General features: G+C 34.1%; 15 protein-coding genes and 1 CRISPR repeat array. Of the genes, 13 read left to right on the top strand and 2 right to left on the bottom strand.

What is annotated here, in order from left to right; genetic code table 11:
* Positions 1-100 precede the first annotated feature (100 nt).
* The 5 genes from dnaA (at position 101) to MLC52_RS00025 (ending at position 6,940) form a co-directional block, all read left to right on the top strand.
* Entirely contained in the window at positions 101-1,408 is a 1,308-nt protein-coding gene (gene dnaA, locus MLC52_RS00005; protein WP_346389056.1) for a chromosomal replication initiator protein DnaA, read from the top strand.
* Between the two features lie 182 nt (positions 1,409-1,590).
* Positions 1,591-2,658, top strand: a complete 1,068-nt coding sequence (gene dnaN / locus MLC52_RS00010) for a DNA polymerase III subunit beta (RefSeq protein WP_434580662.1) — start codon at positions 1,591-1,593, stop codon at positions 2,656-2,658.
* A 101-nt stretch (positions 2,659-2,759) separates the two neighbouring features.
* On the top strand, positions 2,760-5,078 hold the full coding sequence (gene gyrB / locus MLC52_RS00015; protein WP_434580664.1) for a DNA topoisomerase (ATP-hydrolyzing) subunit B: 2,319 nt from the start codon (positions 2,760-2,762) through the stop codon (positions 5,076-5,078).
* A gap of 54 nt (positions 5,079-5,132) precedes the next feature.
* Positions 5,133-6,473: a bifunctional diguanylate cyclase/phosphodiesterase gene (locus MLC52_RS00020; RefSeq protein ID WP_434580666.1), complete on the top strand. Its 1,341-nt coding sequence runs from the start codon at positions 5,133-5,135 to the stop codon at positions 6,471-6,473.
* A 17-nt stretch (positions 6,474-6,490) separates the two neighbouring features.
* On the top strand, positions 6,491-6,940 hold the full coding sequence (locus MLC52_RS00025; protein WP_151901457.1) for a hypothetical protein: 450 nt from the start codon (positions 6,491-6,493) through the stop codon (positions 6,938-6,940).
* Here MLC52_RS00025 and MLC52_RS00030 read toward each other — a convergent pair.
* A complete protein-coding gene (locus tag MLC52_RS00030) occupies positions 6,929-8,167 on the bottom strand; it encodes a CCA tRNA nucleotidyltransferase (RefSeq protein WP_434580668.1) in 1,239 nt (412 codons plus the stop codon). The two genes, MLC52_RS00025 and MLC52_RS00030, sit on opposite strands and share 12 nt — an antisense overlap.
* Positions 8,168-8,295: 128 nt before the next feature.
* On the opposite strand from MLC52_RS00030, the gene typA reads away from it, so the two are divergent.
* On the top strand, positions 8,296-10,098 hold the full coding sequence (typA, locus tag MLC52_RS00035) for a translational GTPase TypA (RefSeq protein ID WP_151901455.1): 1,803 nt from the start codon (positions 8,296-8,298) through the stop codon (positions 10,096-10,098).
* Between the two features lie 12 nt (positions 10,099-10,110).
* Here typA and MLC52_RS00040 read toward each other — a convergent pair whose 3' ends face one another.
* A complete protein-coding gene (locus MLC52_RS00040) occupies positions 10,111-11,103 on the bottom strand; it encodes a hydrolase (protein WP_434580670.1) in 993 nt (330 codons plus the stop codon).
* Between the two features lie 75 nt (positions 11,104-11,178).
* Here MLC52_RS00040 and MLC52_RS00045 point away from each other — a divergent pair, with 75 nt between their 5' ends.
* From MLC52_RS00045 to MLC52_RS00075, 7 genes are all read left to right on the top strand, one after another.
* Positions 11,179-12,201 carry a ribonucleotide-diphosphate reductase subunit beta gene (locus MLC52_RS00045; protein WP_151901453.1) on the top strand — a complete coding sequence of 341 codons (1,023 nt, stop codon included), beginning with the start codon at positions 11,179-11,181 and terminating at the stop codon, positions 12,199-12,201.
* 47 nt (positions 12,202-12,248) lie between these two features.
* The gene (cas9, locus tag MLC52_RS00050) at positions 12,249-15,602 is read left to right on the top strand and encodes a type II CRISPR RNA-guided endonuclease Cas9 (RefSeq protein ID WP_434580672.1); all 3,354 of its coding nucleotides are present in this window, start codon (positions 12,249-12,251) and stop codon (positions 15,600-15,602) included.
* The gene (gene cas1 / locus MLC52_RS00055) at positions 15,602-16,537 is read left to right on the top strand and encodes a type II CRISPR-associated endonuclease Cas1 (protein ID WP_434580674.1); all 936 of its coding nucleotides are present in this window, start codon (positions 15,602-15,604) and stop codon (positions 16,535-16,537) included. Before cas9 ends, cas1 begins: the two co-directional genes overlap by 1 nt.
* Complete coding sequence (gene cas2, locus MLC52_RS00060; protein WP_434580676.1) at positions 16,524-16,856, top strand: CRISPR-associated endonuclease Cas2; 333 nt, start codon at positions 16,524-16,526, stop codon at positions 16,854-16,856. Before cas1 ends, cas2 begins: the two co-directional genes overlap by 14 nt.
* A 166-nt stretch (positions 16,857-17,022) precedes the next feature.
* A CRISPR array of direct repeats spans positions 17,023-19,436; the repeat unit is 36 nt; unit sequence GTTTTAATACCCCTACAAACTTGCGTGTGATACAAT.
* A gap of 90 nt (positions 19,437-19,526) precedes the next feature.
* Complete coding sequence (locus MLC52_RS00065) at positions 19,527-20,252, top strand: carbon-nitrogen hydrolase family protein (RefSeq protein ID WP_434580678.1); 726 nt, start codon at positions 19,527-19,529, stop codon at positions 20,250-20,252.
* Position 20,253: 1 nt separating this feature from the next.
* Positions 20,254-20,892, top strand: coding sequence for a protein-L-isoaspartate(D-aspartate) O-methyltransferase (locus tag MLC52_RS00070; protein WP_151901451.1), 639 nt, complete (start codon positions 20,254-20,256; stop codon positions 20,890-20,892).
* Positions 20,893-20,945: 53 nt separating this feature from the next.
* On the top strand, positions 20,946-21,779 hold the full coding sequence (locus tag MLC52_RS00075; protein WP_151901450.1) for an FAD-dependent thymidylate synthase: 834 nt from the start codon (positions 20,946-20,948) through the stop codon (positions 21,777-21,779).
* The last annotated feature ends 6 nt before the right edge of the window (positions 21,780-21,785 follow it).

Consider the following 21,785-nt stretch of genomic DNA (forward strand, 5'->3'; position numbering starts at 1 on the left):
ATATTCACATAAGAGAATTTTGGCTATTCACATCTATTTAACCCTGTTTTATGGATAAAAAAAGTATTATTCACATATAAAAAAAGAAACAAGGTTTTATGTGAATATAGGTCAAGAAGTATTACAGGCACTCAAAGATGAAATAAGTGAACTCGAATATAACAGATATATAAGACATCTCTCTTATGATATAAAAAAATCTACTGCTGATTTGGCTATATTTTATGCTCCCAATGCACTGGTTGTCAACTGGATTAAAAATAAATACAGAGAAAAGATAGCACATCTTTTTGAAGTAAAAAACGGTTCCAAAGTAAATGTAGAAATAACGCTTAAAAACAGTATAGAAAAAAGAAAGACAAAAAAAGCCGTAGAAGTAAAACAAAGCAGCTCTTTGTTAAATCCTTCACACTCTTTTGACAACTTTATGGTCGGAGGTTCCAACCAGTTTGCCTATGCTGCTGTAAAAAGTGTCAGCGAAAATGCAGGAAAAGTTTACAATCCTTTGTTTATCTACGGTGGTGTCGGTCTTGGAAAAACCCACCTCATGCAGGCAGCCGGCAATGTTTTTCAAAATGAGGGAAAAATTGTCATATATACGACAGTTGAGCAATTTTTAAATGATTTTATCCGACATGTACGGAACAAAACAATGGAACGTTTTCAGGAAAAATACCGTAAATGTGATGTACTGCTTATTGATGATATTCAATTTTTAAGCAATAAAGAAGGTATTCAAGAAGAATTTTTTCACACTTTTGAAGCTTTAAAAGGTGCCGGAAAGCAAATTATTCTCACGGCTGACAAACATCCTAAAAAAATCGGCGGTCTTGAAGCGCGTCTGCAAAGCAGATTTGAATGGGGACTCGTTGCCGATATACAGCCACCGGAATTAGAAACAAAAATAGCCATCATCAAGAAAAAATGTGAAATAAACAAGGTAAAACTCTCCGAAGATATAGTCAACTACATAGCAACCGTCATTGACAGCAATGTTAGAGAAATTGAAGGAATACTTTCCAAACTCCATGCCTATTCACAACTGATGCATGTTGATATTGATCTGGATTTTACAAAAAATGTGCTCAAAGACCAGATGAACGAGAACAGAGCAAACCTTACAATGGAAACCATTACCGAAGTTGTAGCCAAAGATCTCAACATCAAACCAAGTGAAATACGTTCAAAAGGCAGAAGCAAAAATATTGTATATGCCCGTAGAATTGCCATATATATCTGCCGCGAACTCACACAAAACACAATGCCTCAACTTGCACAGTATTTTGGAATGAAAGACCATACCGCCATCAGCCATACCATTAAAAAAATAAACAATCTGCTTAAAGATGATGAAGATTTTAAAGTAAAAATTGATGAACTTACAAACAAAATAACATCTATCTCCTGATTTTATTTTAAAAGCATTAAAAAAAAAGATATAATTGTAAAAGTGAATAGATGTGAAAGAAGCCTTAAGGTGTATTCACATCTCAAAAAGTAAGCCTGTAGGTGTTTGAGTTGATTTGTCACATATTCACTCCATACTACTACTACTTACTAAAATTATATAAATATATAGGGATTTAAAAAATGAAAATTACCATCTCAAAATCTATATTGGAAAATATACTCATTCATGCTGCACCTTTTTTGGAAAAAAAAGATACATCACAGATAACTTCACATGTCTATATAAATGTTTCCGGCTCAAAACTAACACTGAAGGCAACTGATTATGAAATAGGTTTTTTAGTATCAACTGATAATCTAAAAATTGAAAACGAAGGCAGTATTACCGCTAACGGTAAAAAATTTCTCGATATTGTCAGAATATTAAAAGATAATGATATTAATTTGGAAGCAAAAAATGACACTCTTCTTATATCACAGGGACACTCTAATTTCAAACTGCCTACTTTTTCATATAATGAGTTTCCGGAATTTCCTTCTTACGAAGGAAAACCAAGAATTTCCATCGAATCACACACACTCATCGAATCTTTAAAAAAAATAACACCTGCCATAGATACCAACAATCCCAAATTTGAACTTAACGGTGCTCTCATAGATATAAAAAAAGATTCTATTAACTTTGCAGCCACAGATACACGAAGATTGGCAGTTGTTACTCTTAACAACCAAAGTGAAAACGAATTATCTATAATAATTCCCAAAAAAGCAATTGTTGAAATCCAAAAACTCTTTTTTGATAATATCGAGCTCTATTACGACGAAACAAATCTTATTATCCATTCAGAACAATATACTTTTTTTACAAAACTCATTAACGGAAAATTCCCTGAATATTCAAGAATCATTCCCAAAGAAACAAACTATAATCTGGTTTTACCTAAAGCCATTATGATTAATTCTATCAAACAAATTACAACTATATCTACAGATGTAAAACTCACTTTTTTCAATGATACCATCAGTTTTGAAAGTTTAAGCGAAGACAACATCGAAGCAAAAACAGAAATTAGTTACAACACAGGTTTTCATGAACCTTTTTCAATAGCAATCAATTCAAAATATTTACTTGATTTTTTAAATTCTATAAACTCTTCAGAATTTACAATCGGACTCAATGAAGGAAACCTTCCTTTTGTTTTAAAAGATGAAAATTTTATTACAGTTGTTATGCCTATAGTTATTTAAACTGTAGGTTCTCCCTTCCTCTGCACAGCTATAAAACTTATCATAAGATTATTTTAGATAAAATGTCTTTAATTATGCCGAAAACGGCAATGGAGTATTAAATGCAACAAGAATATGGCGCTAGTAATATTAAAGTTCTTAAAGGCTTGGAAGCTGTTCGTAAACGTCCCGGTATGTATATCGGAGATACCGGACACCGCGGTCTGCATCACTTGGTCTATGAAGTTATTGATAACTCTATTGATGAAGCAATGGCAGGGTATTGTGACACTATAACAGTAACACTCACTAAAAACGGTACATGTAAAGTCAGTGACAACGGTCGCGGAATTCCGACAGAGATGCACCCTACCGAAAATATGAGCGCCGCTACTGTTGTTTTAACAGTACTGCATGCCGGAGGTAAATTCGACAAAGATACCTACAAAGTTTCCGGAGGACTGCACGGAGTCGGTGTTTCTGTTGTAAATGCCCTCTCTTCTGATTTACACATGACAATTTACCGTGACGGGAAAATCCATAAACAGGATTTTAAAATGGGGATTCCCCAGGGACCTCTTGAAGTTACAGGAACAACCCGTAAAACCGGTACAACTATTGAATTTGCAGCAGATCCGAGTATCTTTACAGAAACAATAACCTTTGAATACGAATACCTGGCAAAAAGATTCAAAGAACTTGCCTATCTGAATCCTTTTATCACCATAAAATTCAATGATGAAAGAAACGGTACAAAAGAAGTCTATCATTTTGAAGGCGGTATAGCCCAGTATGTGACTGATATGAATAAAAAAGAAATTGTTGCCAATGTCTACAGTTTCAGCGGAAAAGCCGAAGATATAGAGTTTGACATTGCCCTGATGTATAATGACTCCTATGAAGAAAAACTTGCCTCATTTGTCAACAATATCCGCACGCCAAACGGGGGAACACATGAAGCAGGTTTTCGTGCAGGACTTACACGTGTCATATCAAACTATAATGCCAAAAACGGTGCCGCAAAAGAAAAAGATGTCAAAATTTCCGGAGATGACGTAAAAGAAGGACTGATTACAATTGTTTCAGTCCGTGTTCCGGAACCTCAGTTTGAAGGACAGACAAAAGGAAAACTCGGAAACACCTATGTACGTCCGCTTATTCAAAAAGCAACAGGTGAAGCTCTTAACAAATATTTTGAAGAAAATCCTATAGAGGCCAAAGCCATTGTCAGCAAAGCTTTAATGGCAGCACGCGGTCGTGAAGCTGCCAAAAAAGCAAGAGAATTAACACGAAGAAAAGATTCTATGAGTGTTGGCACCCTTCCAGGAAAGTTGGCTGATTGTCAAAGCAAAGATGCAAGTATCTGCGAACTCTATCTGGTGGAAGGGGATTCTGCAGGCGGTTCTGCAAAAATGGGGCGTGACCGTGTTTTTCAGGCAATTTTACCACTTAAAGGTAAAATTCTAAATGTTGAAAAAGCACGGCTTGACAAGATTTTAAAATCAGATGAAATTACAAATATGATAACGGCTATGGGTTGTGGAATCGGAGAAGAGTATAAAGAAGAAAAACTCCGTTACCATAAAATTATCATCATGACAGATGCTGATGTTGACGGTTCTCATATTCAGACACTTCTGCTTACTTTCTTTTTCAGGTATTTTCGTGACATTATTGATAAAGGCTATTTGTACCTTGCACAACCGCCACTGTATCGTTACAAAAAAGGCAAAAAAGAGATCTATTTTAAAGATGATGCTGCTATGAATGAATATCTTATCAGCAACGGTATAGAATCTTTGGAAGTTGACGGAGTGGGAAATAATGATTTAATAGCCTATTTTAAAATGGTTGATCATTATGCTTCTTCACTTGAAGCACTCAATCGTCGTTATGCTCTTGTAAAACTTATCCGTCATTTTATTGAAAACCCTGACCTGATTGCCCTGCCTGCAAAAGAGATGTTTGTTGAAATAGAGAAATTTTTAACTTCAATAAACAACAATATTTTAACCTATACCATTAATGAAGAAACAAATGAAATTCATCTTTTTGTACAGACAGAAACAGGAATGGAAGAGCTTCTTATAAATGATGATCTTTTTTCTGCTCCGCATTTCAATGAAGCAAGTTTTGTTTATAAAAAGATAACAGAATGGGATATTCATTTTGACAAAGATATCATAGAAGTATTGGAAAATATCAAAGACTATGCAAGAAAAGGTGCGTATATCCAACGCTACAAAGGTCTGGGTGAAATGAATCCTGATCAGTTATGGGAAACAACCATGACACCTGAAAACCGTGTCCTTTTACAAATTTCCATAGAAGATGCAACTGTTGCATCAGATGCATTTACATTGTTTATGGGTGATGAAGTTGAACCTCGTCGTAACTATATCGAAACACATGCAAAAGATGTGAAGCATTTAGACGTATAAATGTTATTGTCCCAAACAAAAGAGAGGGAATACCGTTTTAAGCTTGCACTTAGAATGGCTTTACCTATCTTTGCTCTTATACTTGCCTTTATTTTTCATACACTTATCAGTAATTACACTACACTTGAAATATCATTTTATATAGAAGCTGTTTTACTTTTACTTGTCAGTATCTACTTTATTTTTTTTCTTATATACAAAGGATTTGATGTAAAAATAACAGACAGTGTAACAAAAACATTCAGCAGAGAATACCTGTATCAATATTTGCAAAAAGAGATAAAACAAAAAAAAGAGTATACGCTGATTCTTATCAGTATAGATAATTTAAATGATATAAATACTCTTTACGGATTAAAAAACGGGGATAAAGTTTTAAAGTATGTTGTTGATTGGATAACAGAGTATTTAAAAAAAGAAGGGATTGAAAATTTTCCTATTGGTCACATTAAAGGCGGTGATTTTATCATAGGACTTGATGGAGCAAAAGACAGATACATCACTTTGCTAGAACTTATATGTTTAAAATCCAATGATTTGAATGTGGATGATATAGAGATAAAAATATCAGGAGCCATGACAGATACGAGTTATTCAAAAGATTTAAATTACCTCATAGAAAACCTTTTTGATCTTCAAAATAAAAACAAAAATATGAAATACAAAGAAGAAGAAAGTATCAATCCAAATGAATTGGAATTATTGGTCATTGATGCTATTGAAAATAAAAATCTTCTTATTATGTCACAGGCAGTTTACAACAATAAAAATGATGCAGTCTTTAGAGAATGTTATATAAAACTCAAAGGACAAAACAAAAAAATAATTCATCCAAAAACATATTTAAAAGTTATCAATAAACTGGGACTCGGTGTGAGTTTTGATTTGATGGTCTTAGAAGAAATTTTAAAAAACTGCCAATACAGAGAAAATATTTACGCAATCAATGTTTTGCCTACATCATTGAGAAATGACAAATTCCTTTCAAAAACAAAAGAACTTTTAAAAGAATATTCTGACAAGAAAATAATGTTTGTTTTAAGTGAAATGCAGTATTATTCTTATATAAGCAGATATAATAGTATAATAAAATCATTAAAAGCTTTTGGTGTCCTTATAGCCATAGACAGATTAGGTTCACTGCATACAAGTTTTTTATATTTAAGAGAATTAAATATTGATGTAGTCCGATTTGATACCTATTATTCAAATAAAGAAAAACTATTTCACAATCGTAATATAATTGATGGTTTTACTGTTATGGCTCATGAAAAAGGTGTAAAAACCTGGATAAAAAATATAGAAGATAAAGAAGTTTACGCGGTTGCCAAAGAGATGAAAATTGATTATCTGGAAGGAAAATATCTCTCAGAAATTGAAACTGTTGTAAACTAAAATATAAGGAGTAGATTGTGTTTGGTAAAAAAAATCAAGATAAATTGGCAAATTCGCAATTAGTTGAAAAAATAGCAAAAATGAATCTTACCGAAATGCGCTCTTATATAAAAAATAATATGAAAGATCTTGCACTAAGTGTTGAAGGCGCAAATGAAGTTATGAAAAAACTTATTTCGTTTGATGAAAAAACACAAGCATATTTTATTAAAAACGATGATATGGATATAAAAAAGAAAAAAGCTTTTGAGCTTTTTATTGCTGTTTTGACGAACAAACATATTAATATGAAAACTATCGAATCAGCTCAAAAATTTTTAGAAATTTATAAAGAACTTATCAATGATTATGACACACGTAATAAACAAATATACAGTTCAAAACTCGTTGAGACTTTAAAATCAGCAATAAACACTATAAATCAATATTCAAAACTACAAAACAAAATGAATATTTTAGGAAAGTAGATTTTTTTGGAGCCAGATGAGAGCATCAGATTTAGTGTTAAAAATATTTTGAATCTGTGCTTGATATGTTGATTGAAGTATTTTTGAAAATTCTTTTGATGGCTGCAGACCCAGTTCAATTAAATCTTTTCCACTGACGAGAGGAGGAATTGGTTTGTGAAGTACATTGAGTTTTTTCGCTTTTTTGAGTAAATACTCTGTATCTTTCTTTTTCTTCTGCGTTACATGTAAGTAGTGTGCATAAAATGCAATATCTGTTTTTTGAGCAAGTTTGTATATATCATAATCATTAAAATCATCTAAATCAAAATCAATTGTATGAAGTTGCAAAACTTTTTTGATTAGTGTTTTTTCATTTGTTACTCTCTGTAAAAATGTCTGTGTCTGTATTGTTGAAAACTTCGATGTTATAACAGCCAAAGCAAGTATAACAAACTCTTTATCATTTGTTATTGACAGTTGTTTTAACATATCCAAAGAGTTGAAAATTTCCTTATACTCTTGTCTGTTTAGAAATGCAAGTTCTCTAAAAAATGAAAATGCTCCTAACTCTTTAAGAAGATTAAATCCGAGAGAGGGTTTGTCTGATTTTAGAAGAAGCTTTTGTAATTCTTGAAAAACTCTTTCTTTGGGAAGTTCTTCAAGAAGTTTTTCTTTTATCATCTCTTTACATGTAAGCATAAGAATTTTATCAAGCTTCATACGGAAGCGGGATGCAAAGACAACGGCACGAAGAACCCGCAAAGGATCCTCTTTAAATTTTTGTTTATCCACAGAGCGTAATATTTTTTTATCTAAATCTTCTCTGCCGTGATAAGGATCTAATATTTTTTTACCGACAACATCATAACCTATGGCATTGATGGTAAAATCCCTTCTGAGTGCAGCTGTTTTAAAATCCAGATTTTTATAGATTTTGATTGCAAAACCCTGATGTCCCGAAGCAATTTTGTTATCTTCTCTTGGCAGAGAAAAATCCAAATCCAAATTTTTATAGTATATCTTGCAGACACCAAAGCTCTTTCCAACACTGTTCACCTTTCCAAATTCCTGTAAAATTTCTTCAACTTTATCAAGAGAACTGACTCCGTAGAGCTCAATATCAATATCATTTGAAGGAATTCCTAAAAGTGTATCGCGAATATAACCGCCTACAATGACAGGTAGTATATTGTGTGTGTATAATTTGTGAAAAATAGTATCGAGACTCTTCGGATAGTTAATCATACTCTAAGTATATCACTAATTTTACAAGGATATAATAATTATTTGGGTATAATTCGCGAAAAATAGCTGAAAGTACTCTGAAATGCAGAATTTTCTTCAGCAAATTTTCCAAATAAAGGAAACCCCTAATGCAAAAAATTAGAAATATAGCCGTTATCGCTCACGTTGACCACGGTAAAACTACACTGGTTGATGGGCTCTTGGAGCAATCCGGTACATTCGGTTCTCACGAACAACATGATGAAAGAGCGATGGATAGCAATGACATCGAAAAAGAGCGTGGTATTACGATTCTTTCAAAAAATACAGCTATTCGTTACAAAGATTATAAAATCAATATTATAGATACTCCGGGCCACGCCGATTTTGGTGGGGAAGTTGAACGTGTTTTAAAAATGGTAGATGGTGTTTTGGTACTTGTTGATGCCTATGAAGGTGTTATGCCGCAGACAAAATTTGTTGTGAAAAAAATGCTGGCACTTGGTAAAATGCCGATTGTCGTTATCAATAAAATCGACAAACCTTCAGCAGATCCTGAGCGTGTTGTAGATGAAATGTTTGACCTTTTTGCAGACATGGGTGCAACAGACGAACAGCAGGATTTTCCTATTATCTATGCTGCTGCCCGTGACGGTATGGCAAAAATGGATATGGATGATCCTGATGGTGATTTTGAGTGTATTTTTGAAACAATCATCAATAAAATTCCTGAACCGGAGGGTGATGCACAAAATCCTCTGCAGGCACAGGTATTTACACTTGATTATGACAACTATGTCGGTAAAATCGGTATCAGCCGTATCTTTAACGGTACTGTACATAAAGGTGACAATGTTATGCTTGCAAAAGCTGACGGCGAAATGGTCAAAGGAAAAATCTCCAAACTTATAGGTTTTCACGGACTGAACCGTATGGAAATCGAAGAGGCGGAAGCGGGAGATATTGTTGCATTTGCAGGAATGGAAACTGTTGATGTCGGAGACACGATTGCCGATCCTGTAAATCCTGTTGCACTTGATCCTATGCATGTCGAAGAGCCGACACTGACTGTTGTTTTTGCTGTAAATGATTCTCCTTTGGCCGGTAAAGAAGGCAAACACGTTACATCAAACAAGCTTCGTGAAAGACTTGAGTTTGAGATGAATACAAATGTTGCCATGCGTCTTGAAGTTGTCGGCGAGGGTAAATTCAAAGTTTCCGGCCGTGGTGAACTTCAAATTACAGTACTTGCCGAAAATATGCGTCGCGAAAACTTTGAATTTTCAATTTCGCGTCCGGAAGTTATTACCAAAGAGATTAACGGTGTGAAATGTGAACCTTTTGAGCATTTGGTGATTGATGTTCCGGAAGATTTAAGCGGTACGGTTATTGAGCGTTTGGGAAAAAGAAAAGCGGAAATGAAATCAATGCTGCCAATGGGACAGGGTTTCCAACGTATAGAGTTTGAAATTCCTGCGCGTGCACTTATCGGTTTTAGAGGGCAGTTTTTGACAGATACAAAAGGTGAGGGTGTAATGAATCACTCTTTCTTGGAATTTCGTCCGTTCTCAGGTGAAGTTGAGTCACGTTCGTACGGTGCACTTGTTTCCATGACATCCGGTTCTACACTGGCTTTCTCGCTTTTTGGTATTCAAGACCGCGGTGTTCTTTTTATCGGTGTGCAGACAGAAGTGTATGAGGGTATGATTATCGGTGAGCATTCACGTTCAAATGACCTTGTGGTAAACCCTATTAAAGGAAAAGCACAGTCAAATGTCCGTTCAAGCGGTGCGGATGAGGCGATTAAACTTGTTCCGCCTCGTGATATGAGTTTAGAGCGTGCATTAGAGTGGATAGAAGATGACGAACTTTTGGAAGTGACTCCGAAAAATATTCGTATCCGTAAGAAATTTTTAACAGAGAGTGAAAGAAAACGTCACGCACGCAAATAAAAATAGAGAGCTTCAAATATCTTTTTGAACCTCTTGCTGCAAAAATGTTTTAAAAAAACTGACAACTCTTTTTTCCGCCCAATATTGAGGGCGGAAAATACTTCCTGACACAAACCCCACATGTCCTCCAAATTCACTGACTTCCAATTCAACAGCAGATGATATTTCATTATATTTTGGCAATATATCAGGAGGCATAAAGGGATCATCTTTCGCATGAATAACAAGTGTTGGAACTGATATGAATTTTAAAAACTGTCTGCTGCTGGATTTCGTATAATACTCCTGTGCAGAGCAAAATCCATGAACAGGGGCTGTGTAGACATTGTCAAATTCCCAAAAATTTTTTAATTTTTTTATCTCATTTTGCTGCAAAGAAATAATCTGTTGCATATTAAAAGATTCATATTTCTTTTCCAAGTCTCTTTTTAAATCTTTTAATAAAATCTTTTGATAAAATTTTGCAAAGCCTTTATTTATGTGTGTGGCACATTTGTCTAAAAGCATCGGTGCAGATACAGCAACAGCGGCAGTAAGTTTACATGTAGAGCGTTTCTCTCCTAAAAGTTTCAGGAGCATATTTGCACCGAGTGAAAATCCGACTGCAAATATCTTTGCCTGGGGATATCTTTTTGAAACAGCCTGTATAAATTCAAAAGCATCCTGTGTATCACCGCTGTGGTATGATCTTGGTTTGAGATTCTGCTTGCCCGAACAGCCTCTGAAATGCATGACTACACTGCTGAATCCCGCTTCTTTGAGTTCTTTTACTGTTCCTTGAATATAGGGAGACTTATAAGAACCTGCCAATCCGTGAAAAAGTATGACAACAGGAGACATTTTTGTATGATTATCAATTTTTTTCCAGTAGCATTCGAGAAAATCTCCGTCGCTGAGGGTGAATGTTTCTATCTCAAAATTTTTGACAAGAACCCTTCGAAAGAGGCTGGCATAGACAGTTTGTACATGTCTGTTTTTTAATAAAATAGATGGTTTGAAATTCATTCTCATATCTTATCAAAAATTTATCTACAGATGGATATAATCATACACTCAAATAATCACTTACAAGGGAATTCCATGAACAGAAAACAGATATATAACCCTGACTCAACTGAAAATGTTAATGACAGAAAAGTCTTTGGCGGAAATCCGACAGGTATTTTTGAACTCAACAACATTAAATACCAATGGGCATATAATCTGTGGGAGATGATGCTCAACAACACATGGTTTCCAAAAGAAGTTGATATGACACGGGATGTCAATGATTACAAACAACTCACGGATGCTGAAAAAACGGCTTATGACAAAGCGCTTTCGCAACTTATTTTTATGGATTCACTCCAAACAAACAATTTAATAGATAACGTAAATCCTTATGTGACTGCCCCTGAGATAAATCTTATTTTGGTGCGCCAGTCTTTTGAAGAGGCTTTGCACTCACAAAGTTATGCTGTGATGGTTGACAGCATCTCTACAAACTCGGAAGAGATATATGATCTGTGGCGCAGAGATATGATGCTTAAACACAAAAATGATACGATTGCCGCAGTCTATCAGGAGCTGGCAAAAAATCCGACAGATACAAATTTTGTCAAAGCATGTTTTGCAAATCAGATACTTGAAGGCATCTATTTTTACAGTGGTTTTACCTACATCTATACACTGGCACGTTCGGGAAAAATGCTCGGTTCCGCACAGATGATTCGTTTCATTCAGCGTGATGAAGTGACACACCTGGTACTGTTTCAAAATTTAATCAATACCTTAAGAAAAGAGCGACCGGATCTTTTTACTGATGAACTCAGAGCCGATGTAATTGAGATGTTTAAAGAGGCTGTCAAGCTTGAGACCGAGTGGGGAAAATATATCACGCAGGGACAGATTTTAGGTTTGACAGATGGGATTGTTGAGCAGTATATTCAGTATCTCGCCGATGACAGATTAAACTCTGTCGGTTTTGACAAGCTGTACAATGTCTCCAACCCTATTAAATGGGTAGATGACTTTGCAAAGTTCAATGACCAGAAAACAAACTTCTTTGAAGGCACTGTAACAAACTACTCAAAAGGCAGTCTTTCGTTTGATGATGACTTCTAGTTAAATTATGATAAAATATGTCCATTCACTTTAAATGGACATAAAAAATGAAACAAATACTCTCTCTTGATTTAGGAATTACATCTGTTGGCTACTCAGTTATAAAAGAACATGAAACAGATAAGTATTCCCTTATAGATTATGGGGTTAGCATGTTTGATAAACCAACTGATAAAGATGGTAATTCAAAAAAACTTCTGCATTCTCAAGCACTCAGTGTAAAAAAACTCCATAAACTTAGAAAACAACGAAAACAAAAGTTAGCTTCTCTTTTTGAAAAATACCATCTTGGAAACAAACAAGAATTATTAGAACAAGAAAAAAATAATATCTATAAAGACAAATGGGAACTACGTGGGAAAACAGTATTTGAAAAAAAGTTGAGTATTGGTGAAATTTTTACTATTTTATATCATATAGCAAAACATCGAGGGTATAAGTCACTTGACAGCGGGGATTTACTTGAAGAGTTATGTGATTCTTTGGGTATAGAAATAGAGGTTAGCAAATCAAAAAAAGATGATGAGCGAGGGCAAATAAAACAGGCATTAAAAAATATTGAAGCACTGCGTGAGAAATATTTACAAAAAACAGTAGCGCAAATTATTTATGAGTTAGAGAATAAAAAAGAGAATCCTATATTTCGCAATCATGACAATTATAATTATATGATACGCCGTGAGTATATAAACGATGAAATAAGAAAAATTATTAAAGTTCAGGATGCTTTTGGTGCATTTGATAATTTGGATAGTGATGCTTTTGTAAATGATGTTGTAGCTGTTATAGATGACCAAAAAGAATCAACAAATGATCTGTCGTTGTTTGGAAAATGTGAATACTATCCAGAATATTATGTGGCACATCAGTATTCTTTACTAAGTGATATTTTTAAGATGTATCAAGCAGTTGCAAACATTACATTTAACAAAGAAGAGATAAAAATTACCAAAGAACAGATTACTCTTGTTGCCCAGGATTTTTTAGATAAAGTGAAAAATGCAAAGAGTGTCAAAGATATTAAATATAAAGATATTCGTAAGATTTTAAAATTAGATGATAATGTAAAAATTTTTAATAAAAATGATAGCTATCTGAGTAAAGGGAAAACGCAGGAAAACAGTATAATAAAATTTCATTTTGTAGATACTCTCTCTAAAATAGATAAAAGTTTTGTAAAAGATATTTTTTCCAGCGATGAGAGTTATGTACTGATGCGTGAGATATTTGATGTACTGCATTATGAAAAGTCTCCTAAGTTAATTTATGAACAACTAAAAAGTAAAATTAGCAATGAACAGGTAATTATTGAACTGATTCGCAATAAAAAAGGAAATTCTTTAAATATTTCTTCTTTTACTATGCTGCAACTGCTTCCTTATTTTGAAGAAGGGCTAACATTAGATGAGATTAAGCAAAAGCTTGGACTCCAAAGGCAAGAAGATTATACTGAGTATAAAAAAGGAATAAAATATCTTCATATCACAAGTTATGAAAAAGATGATGATTTAGAAATAAATAATCATCCTGTCAAATATGCTGTCAGTGCAGCTCTGCGTGTTGTCAAATATCTTCATGCAAAATATGGAGCTTTCGATGAGATAAAAGTAGAAAGTACGAGAGAATTGAGTTTGAATGAAAAAGCTAAAAAAGAGATAGAAAAAGCCAACAGAGCATTTGAAAAAGAGATAGAACAGATAGTAGAAAACATCGAGTATCAAAAGATAGCGCAAAGCTACGGAAAAAATCTTCATAAATATGCTCGTAAAATATTAATGTGGGAGGAGCAGGAGCGATTCGATATTTATAGCGGTAAAAGCATAGGAATAACAGATATTTTTTCTAACAGTGTAGATATTGATCACATAGTTCCGAGAAGTTTGGGTGGTCTCAGTGTTAAGCATAATTTTGTATTGGTGCATCGTGATGAAAATCTTCAAAAATCTAATCAACTCCCAATGAGTTATATCGCAGATAAGGAAGCATATAAAAACAGAGTAGAACATCTTTTTCGTGAACATAAGATTAATTGGAAAAAAAGAAAAAATCTTTTAGCCAACAATCTTGATGAAATATATAAAGATACTTTTGAATCGAAATCTCTACGAGCAACAAGCTATATTGAAGCTTTGACGGCACAAATTTTGAAGCGTTATTATCCCTTTCAAGATGTAGAAAAATTAAAAGATGGTTCTGCTGTAAGACATTTACAAGGGAGAGCGACTGCAAATATTCGAAAAGTATTAGGTGTAAAGATAAAAAACAGAGAGACAAATATACATCATGCAATAGATGCTATTTTACTTGGAGTAACAAATCATTCTTGGTTACAAAAACTCTCAAATACTTTTAGAGAAAATTTTGGACGCATTGATGATGAAGCACGTAAGAGTATTAAAAAAGCACTGCCCTATATAGATGGTTTAGAGATAAAAGATTTGGTGAAGGAGATAGAAGAGCAATACAACAGTTTTGGAGAAGATTCTATCTTTTACAGGGATATTTGGGGAAAAGTAAAAACAGTTAATTTTTGGGTTTCAAAAAAACCAATGAGTTCAAAAGTACATAAAGATACTATTTATGCAAAAAAAGGTAATGGTATTTATACCGTCAGGGAAAATATTATTGCAAAATTTATAGGGCTTAAAGTCACACCAATGACATCACCGGAAGAGTTTATGAAAAAATTTCATAAAGATATACTACAAAAGATGTATATTTTTAAAACAAATCCGCATGATATTATTTGTAAGATAATAGAACAAAGAGCCGAAGAAATCAAAGAGTTGCTTTGGAGTTTTGAATTTTTGGATGTTAAAAATAAAGAGCAGATGAGTGAAGCAAAAACAAAACTTGAGTTACTTATACATAAAGCTTTAGTGGATAATAATGGAAATGTTATTCGTAAAGTGAAGTTTTATCAGACAAATCTTACCGGTTTTGATGTACGTGGCGGGCTTGCAACAAAGGAAAAAACTTTTATAGGTTTTAGAGCCTATAAAAAGGATGAAAAATTAGAATATGATCGCATTGATGTAGCAAATTTAGAAAAGATACAAAAAATTAATGACGGAAGTTTTAAGGTGTATAAAAATGATATTGTTTTTTTTGTTTATAATGATAAAGTTTTTAAAGGTGGCAAAATAGTTAGTTTTTTAGAAGAGAAAAAAAAGGCAGCTTTTTCAAATCCAAAATATCCAGCAAATATACAAGCACAACCAGAATCTTTTTTAACAATGTTTAATGGTAAAGCAAATAGTCATAAACAAATTTCTATCAATAAAGCAAAAGGAATTATGAAATTGCATCTTGATATATTGGGGAATATAAAATCATATCAGGTTATAGGAAATGCTGAGAGTAAAATCTTGGATGAGATAAAGAACATAGTGAGTCATTAATGGGTTTTAAGGTTTTACATCTCACACGACCATGTAAGATAAAAATTCAAAGTGCAAACATGCATTTATATTTTTATGATGAGGCAAGTGAAGTAAAAGTTACACTGCGTGATATAGATTTTCTTCTTTTTGATAATACACAGTTCTCTATAACGGGAGCAACTTTGAAACTTTTAGCGCAGGAAAATATTGCAACACTGTTTATAGATGAAGCCTATCAGCCTTGTGCTATTCTCACTCCATATCATCAACATTCTACGATGAGTGAAATAGCACATGCTCAAGTATCGTTAGATATCACATTTAAAAGTAAAGCTTGGCAAAATATCATCATATCAAAAGTGACAAACCAGGCAGAAGTTCTTGCTTTTATGTCTTTAGACACTGCTAATGAGTTGAGAGAATTTGCAAAAAAAGTGACCTTGTATGATGCAAATCAAGATGAGGCACAGGCTGCGAGACTGTATTGGAAATCACTTTTCAATATACAAACTTTTAGACGTGAACAAGGCAGTGAAGATATTGTCAATGTGATGCTTAATTATGTTTATGCAATAATACGTGCTTGTATTGCAAGAGATGTAAGTGTGAGTGGTATGCTACCGGTTTTTGGTATTTGGCATAAAAACAAGTATAACGCTTTTGCTCTAGTGGATGATCTGATGGAACCCTTTCGTCCTGTATGTGATTTATATGTTAAATTATTACTCAATAAAAAATATCATGCTGCCAATAATCTTAGCACAAATATTAAAAGAGATTTGATTGCTATTTTAAACAAAGAGTATTTAATTATAAATAATGGTGTTTCAACTGTAATAACAGCCATTGGCTTATTCGTACGAGAGTATAAGAAATCTATGATGTTGCAAAGTACAGAAATGCTTATTTTCCCAAAAATCAATACAGAAAAATTTTGCAATGAGTTCTTTTAGAGTTATGTGGCTGATGATAATGTTTGATCTTCCGACAAAAAGTAAAAAAGATAAAAAACGGTATCATTGGTTTCACAAAGAGTTGGAAAAAGAGGGATACATGATGTTACAATATTCTGTATATGGAAAGATTTTTGCTTCTTCTGACTCTGCAAAGTACGGAAAAAAACGTATAAAAGATTTTGTAGATAGAAATATAAAGCATGGTAACATTCGTATATTGATGTTTACAGATAAGCAGTTCTCAAGTATGGAGATAATTATCGGTGAGGAAAGTATTGAAGAAAAGAATGAGCCAAAGCAATTGTTACTCTTTTAAAATGGAGCGTAGCCGAAGCTATGCTCTAAAGTCAGCCACCATTTGGTAGCCTTAGTTTAATACCCCTATTAAACTTGTGTGTCATACAACAAAAATCATTGTATCTAAAATTATCAAAAAATGCAAAAAATGTGTAAAAAATGCAAGTTTTTGTAAATATTTATCGGTTTTAATACCCCTACAAACTTGCGTGTGATACAATCAAGCCAGAGAGTTACAGAGACGAACATTAGTTTTAATACCCCTACAAACTTGCGTGTGATACAATTTTTGAGTTTAGAACAGACAAAGATTTTAAGTTTTAATACCCCTACAAACTTGCGTGTGATACAATTTACGGCATAAAAGTAAGTGTGAATGTGCTGTTTTAATACCCCTACAAACTTGCGTGTGATACAATATGACCTCCCACAACCCCATATATACCGCAGTTTTAATACCCCTACAAACTTGCGTGTGATACAATTCATTGTCATAAGTCCACATATAATCTCCTGTTTTAATACCCCTACAAACTTGCGTGTGATACAATTATTACGCGGAGAAGTATTTAAATAAAACAGTTTTAATACCCCTACAAACTTGCGTGTGATACAATTAGGATGCCATACTGACGGAAGCGTCAATGGTTTTAATACCCCTACAAACTTGCGTGTGATACAATTTTTACGATTATCTTATTTATGCAGGCAGGGTTTTAATACCCCTACAAACTTGCGTGTGATACAATCATACCAACTTTTTGGATCACGTTGCAATTGTTTTAATACCCCTACAAACTTGCGTGTGATACAATAAAATGTATTTGGTAAAGAGGTTACCATCAGTTTTAATACCCCTACAAACTTGCGTGTGATACAATGTGCAATACGTGCAGGAGCTAAGCCGATCGGTTTTAATACCCCTACAAACTTGCGTGTGATACAATTTATAGATTTTTTCATCAATATTTTTTCCTGTTTTAATACCCCTACAAACTTGCGTGTGATACAATAACTTTTTCAAGGTCATAATCCTTCTTGCTGTTTTAATACCCCTACAAACTTGCGTGTGATACAATTTTTGAGCTTTGATGACTTTACCGTGATGAGTTTTAATACCCCTACAAACTTGCGTGTGATACAATATTCTACACTATCCATAGGAGAAGGATTTTGTTTTAATACCCCTACAAACTTGCGTGTGATACAATACTTGGAAACTCAACACTAACTCCACATTTGTTTTAATACCCCTACAAACTTGCGTGTGATACAATTGAAACAATGCGCTAAAAATTCGTCCTGTTGTTTTAATACCCCTACAAACTTGCGTGTGATACAATGATGATTGGAAAGTGTTTAACAAGGACATTGTTTTAATACCCCTACAAACTTGCGTGTGATACAATGTCTGTGAGATATTCTTGTATCTCCCATTTGTTTTAATACCCCTACAAACTTGCGTGTGATACAATATCCATCTTTTGCCTCTTTACTTATTATTAGTTTTAATACCCCTACAAACTTGCGTGTGATACAATTCTCCTTGCAACTTGCCTCTAATGATTTTCGTTTTAATACCCCTACAAACTTGCGTGTGATACAATACTGCAAAATTGCATTAATAGCAAAAGTATGTTTTAATACCCCTACAAACTTGCGTGTGATACAATCAGACATCATTCGACAAGATGATAGACTCAGTTTTAATACCCCTACAAACTTGCGTGTGATACAATTTCAGACATTTGTTTCTATATGTATCAAGTGTTTTAATACCCCTACAAACTTGCGTGTGATACAATTTTCACGTGAAGCAGGATTAATTGCCGAAACGTTTTAATACCCCTACAAACTTGCGTGTGATACAATCTTTCTGCTATGGAACAGTCAAACATCAATTGTTTTAATACCCCTACAAACTTGCGTGTGATACAATAAATACTTTTTTATATAGCTTATGACTGCAGTTTTAATACCCCTACAAACTTGCGTGTGATACAATGTGTGATTATTCATTTAATAGATAACAAACGTTTTAATACCCCTACAAACTTGCGTGTGATACAATAAGTATTTCTAATTTACCCTCTATATTATGGTTTTAATACCCCTACAAACTTGCGTGTGATACAATAGCTGTACTTGGATTGACTTCATCTGCTGTGTTTTAATACCCCTACAAACTTGCGTGTGATACAATACATTAGATTTTTTTAATCCAGTTTCTTCAGTTTTAATACCCCTACAAACTTGCGTGTGATACAATTGTGCTATCCAACCAAGTTGTTAGGTCATCGTTTTAATACCCCTACAAACTTGCGTGTGATACAATATCCATCTTTTGCAACCTTACTTATTATTAGTTTTAATACCCCTACAAACTTGCGTGTGATACAATTTTTTAATTCAGTACGGCGAAACTGAGCCTGTTTTAATACCCCTACAAACTTGCGTGTGATACAATTTGACTCAGGAACAACATCATAGCCGCAAGGTTTTAATACCCCTACAAACTTGCGTGTGATACAATTATATCTTTCTAAGTTCCTGTCACATACAGGTTTTAATACCCCTACAAACTTGCGTGTGATACAAATATGTTATAATTGCTTTTATGATAAAATTACAACAAAAAACTATAAATTTTTTAAATGATAAGTATATTGCTAAAAAGAAGAATTGATTAATGCTAGACTACACTCTTTGTTCTCTCTTGTTTGAAACAACACAGAGTTATGAAAATAATTTACAGACACTTTTGGCACTTATTACACAAACAGAAAAAAATACCATTATAGTTGCACCTGAAGTGTGTTTGACTTCTTATGATTATGAGCGTATGGATGCAATGCTTGCTTTTGCGCCACGGGCTACTGAGGCACTGAAAAAAGTTTCTCATGACAAAATCATTGTTTTGACAATGTTAGAAGAAAAAGAGGGGAAAGTCTATAACTTTGCCAAAGTTTTTTATAACGGAGAAGTGGTGTTTCAAAGAGCAAAAGCCAAACTTTTTAAATTTGGTGATGAAGACAAATACATGCATGCAGGCAGTGAAGAAGATTTTAAAATAGTGGAAGTTGCCGGTATTAAGTTAGCCGTGTTTGTTTGTTTTGAACTGCGTTTTAAAGAACTTTGGCAAAAATCAGAAGGGGCCGATGTTATTGCCGTGCCTTCATGGTGGGGAGAGTTGCGTACAGAGCATTTTAAAATTTTGACACAGGCACTGGCCTTGATGAATCAGTGCTATGTTGTGGCAAGTGACAGTGCAAATAAAGAGTGCACAGCAATGAGCGGTATTATCACCCCGCAGGGTGAAGCCTTCAGAAACACAAACAAGTCTTGTTTGAAAATGCAGTACAGGAAAAAAGAGATAAAACTAATGAGAAGATATATGGATGTGGGGATAGAATAACTTGGACAGAATAACAGCGACAAAAACAGCCCGTCTGGCAGAAGAGTGTAGTACACAGTTTCCTTTAAGTGAAGAAGTAAAAAAAGCGATTGCTGCTACAAACAGAGAAGCATTTGTGCCGGCAGGATTTAGACACAATGCCTATAAACTCGATGCTTTGCCTATAGGGGCTAATCAGTATATCAGTTCTCCTTTGACTGTTGCAAAAATGACGGAATACCTTTTTCCGCGTGGAGCAGACAGGGTTTTGGAAATAGGCTGCGGAAGTGGATATCAGGCAGCCGTTCTTTCCCATCTGTTTCGCGGGGTTTTTACCATAGAGCGCATAGAATCTTTGATACTTGAAGCAAAAAAAAGGTTTCGAGAACTTGGTATAAATAATGTCCATGCCCGTACAGATGACGGACAAAACGGCTGGATTCAGTATGCGCCTTATGACAGAATTCTTTTTTCTGCAACAGCGAAAGAGATTCCAAAAAAACTTTTTGAACAGTTGGCTGAGGGGGGAATTCTTGTTGCCCCTTTGCAAAAAGGAAACAAACAGGTTATTACCCGTTTTATAAAAAACGGGGAGTATATTGAAGAAGAAGAGCTTGAAGAGTGTGATTTTGTTCCGATACTTGACGGGGTGCTCAAGTAGCTTTTTAAAGCTTTTTATAGTAGAATAGTAGTAATTTAATTGAGGGCATAATCATGGAAGAGATGTATGGCATAAAGTATACGAAGCCAGAAGTTGTTTTGCTGCAAGATACCGGTATTGGCGTAGCAGAAACAGCTGCGCGTACCTGTTATGACAGTTTTGGCAACAGTGAAAATGAGATTGTTCAAGAAATTGAAAAGGTGCTTCCTGATACGAAAATGTGTGAATCTTTGAACAATATAGAAGAGTCACAGCTGCTTGATGATTTGGCATGGACCTATTTTCACCACTCTATTTTGGAACATGCCAATTTGAGTTATCTTATTCGCTCAACAAGCAGAGGGGTTTTACAAGAACATGCAAGACACCGCATACAGGCAATCAGTGTAAGAAGTACACGATATACAATGAGCTCGCTTATCAATGCTTTTGTTGCTGCAAAACACTCAGGAGAGAAAGAATTTTTTATAGAAAAGGTTTTGGGTTTTGATATGTTTGTCACTGCCGATGAAGCCTATAACAGACTTGAAATCAGCGCAATGTATGATAAGCTTGATTTTCAGTCAAAAAAAGTAGACAATTTTTATGAACTTGCTGTTGCAAAAAGTTCTCTTCCTCTTTTGAAAGAATTTCAAGGCAAGCCCCAAAAACTTTATGATGCTCTGCAGACCGGAAAAAAGAAGAGAAATGTAGGCGATGCTTTTAAACACATCATTACAGATAATGTCAAAGTTGACATGGTAGTGACATTTAATCTCAGAAGTTTGAAAAACTATCTTACATTACGCGACAGCGGTGCTGCCTATTTTCAAATACGCTGGCTGGCTCAGGAGATGATGAAAGTCACTCCAAAAAAATATCTTGATTTGATTATCAAGAAAAAATAGGATTTT

Origin of the sequence: Sulfurimonas sp. NW15, from assembly GCF_051132285.1 — a bacterium.
In the GTDB taxonomy this organism is placed as follows: domain Bacteria; phylum Campylobacterota; class Campylobacteria; order Campylobacterales; family Sulfurimonadaceae; genus Sulfurimonas; species Sulfurimonas hydrogeniphila.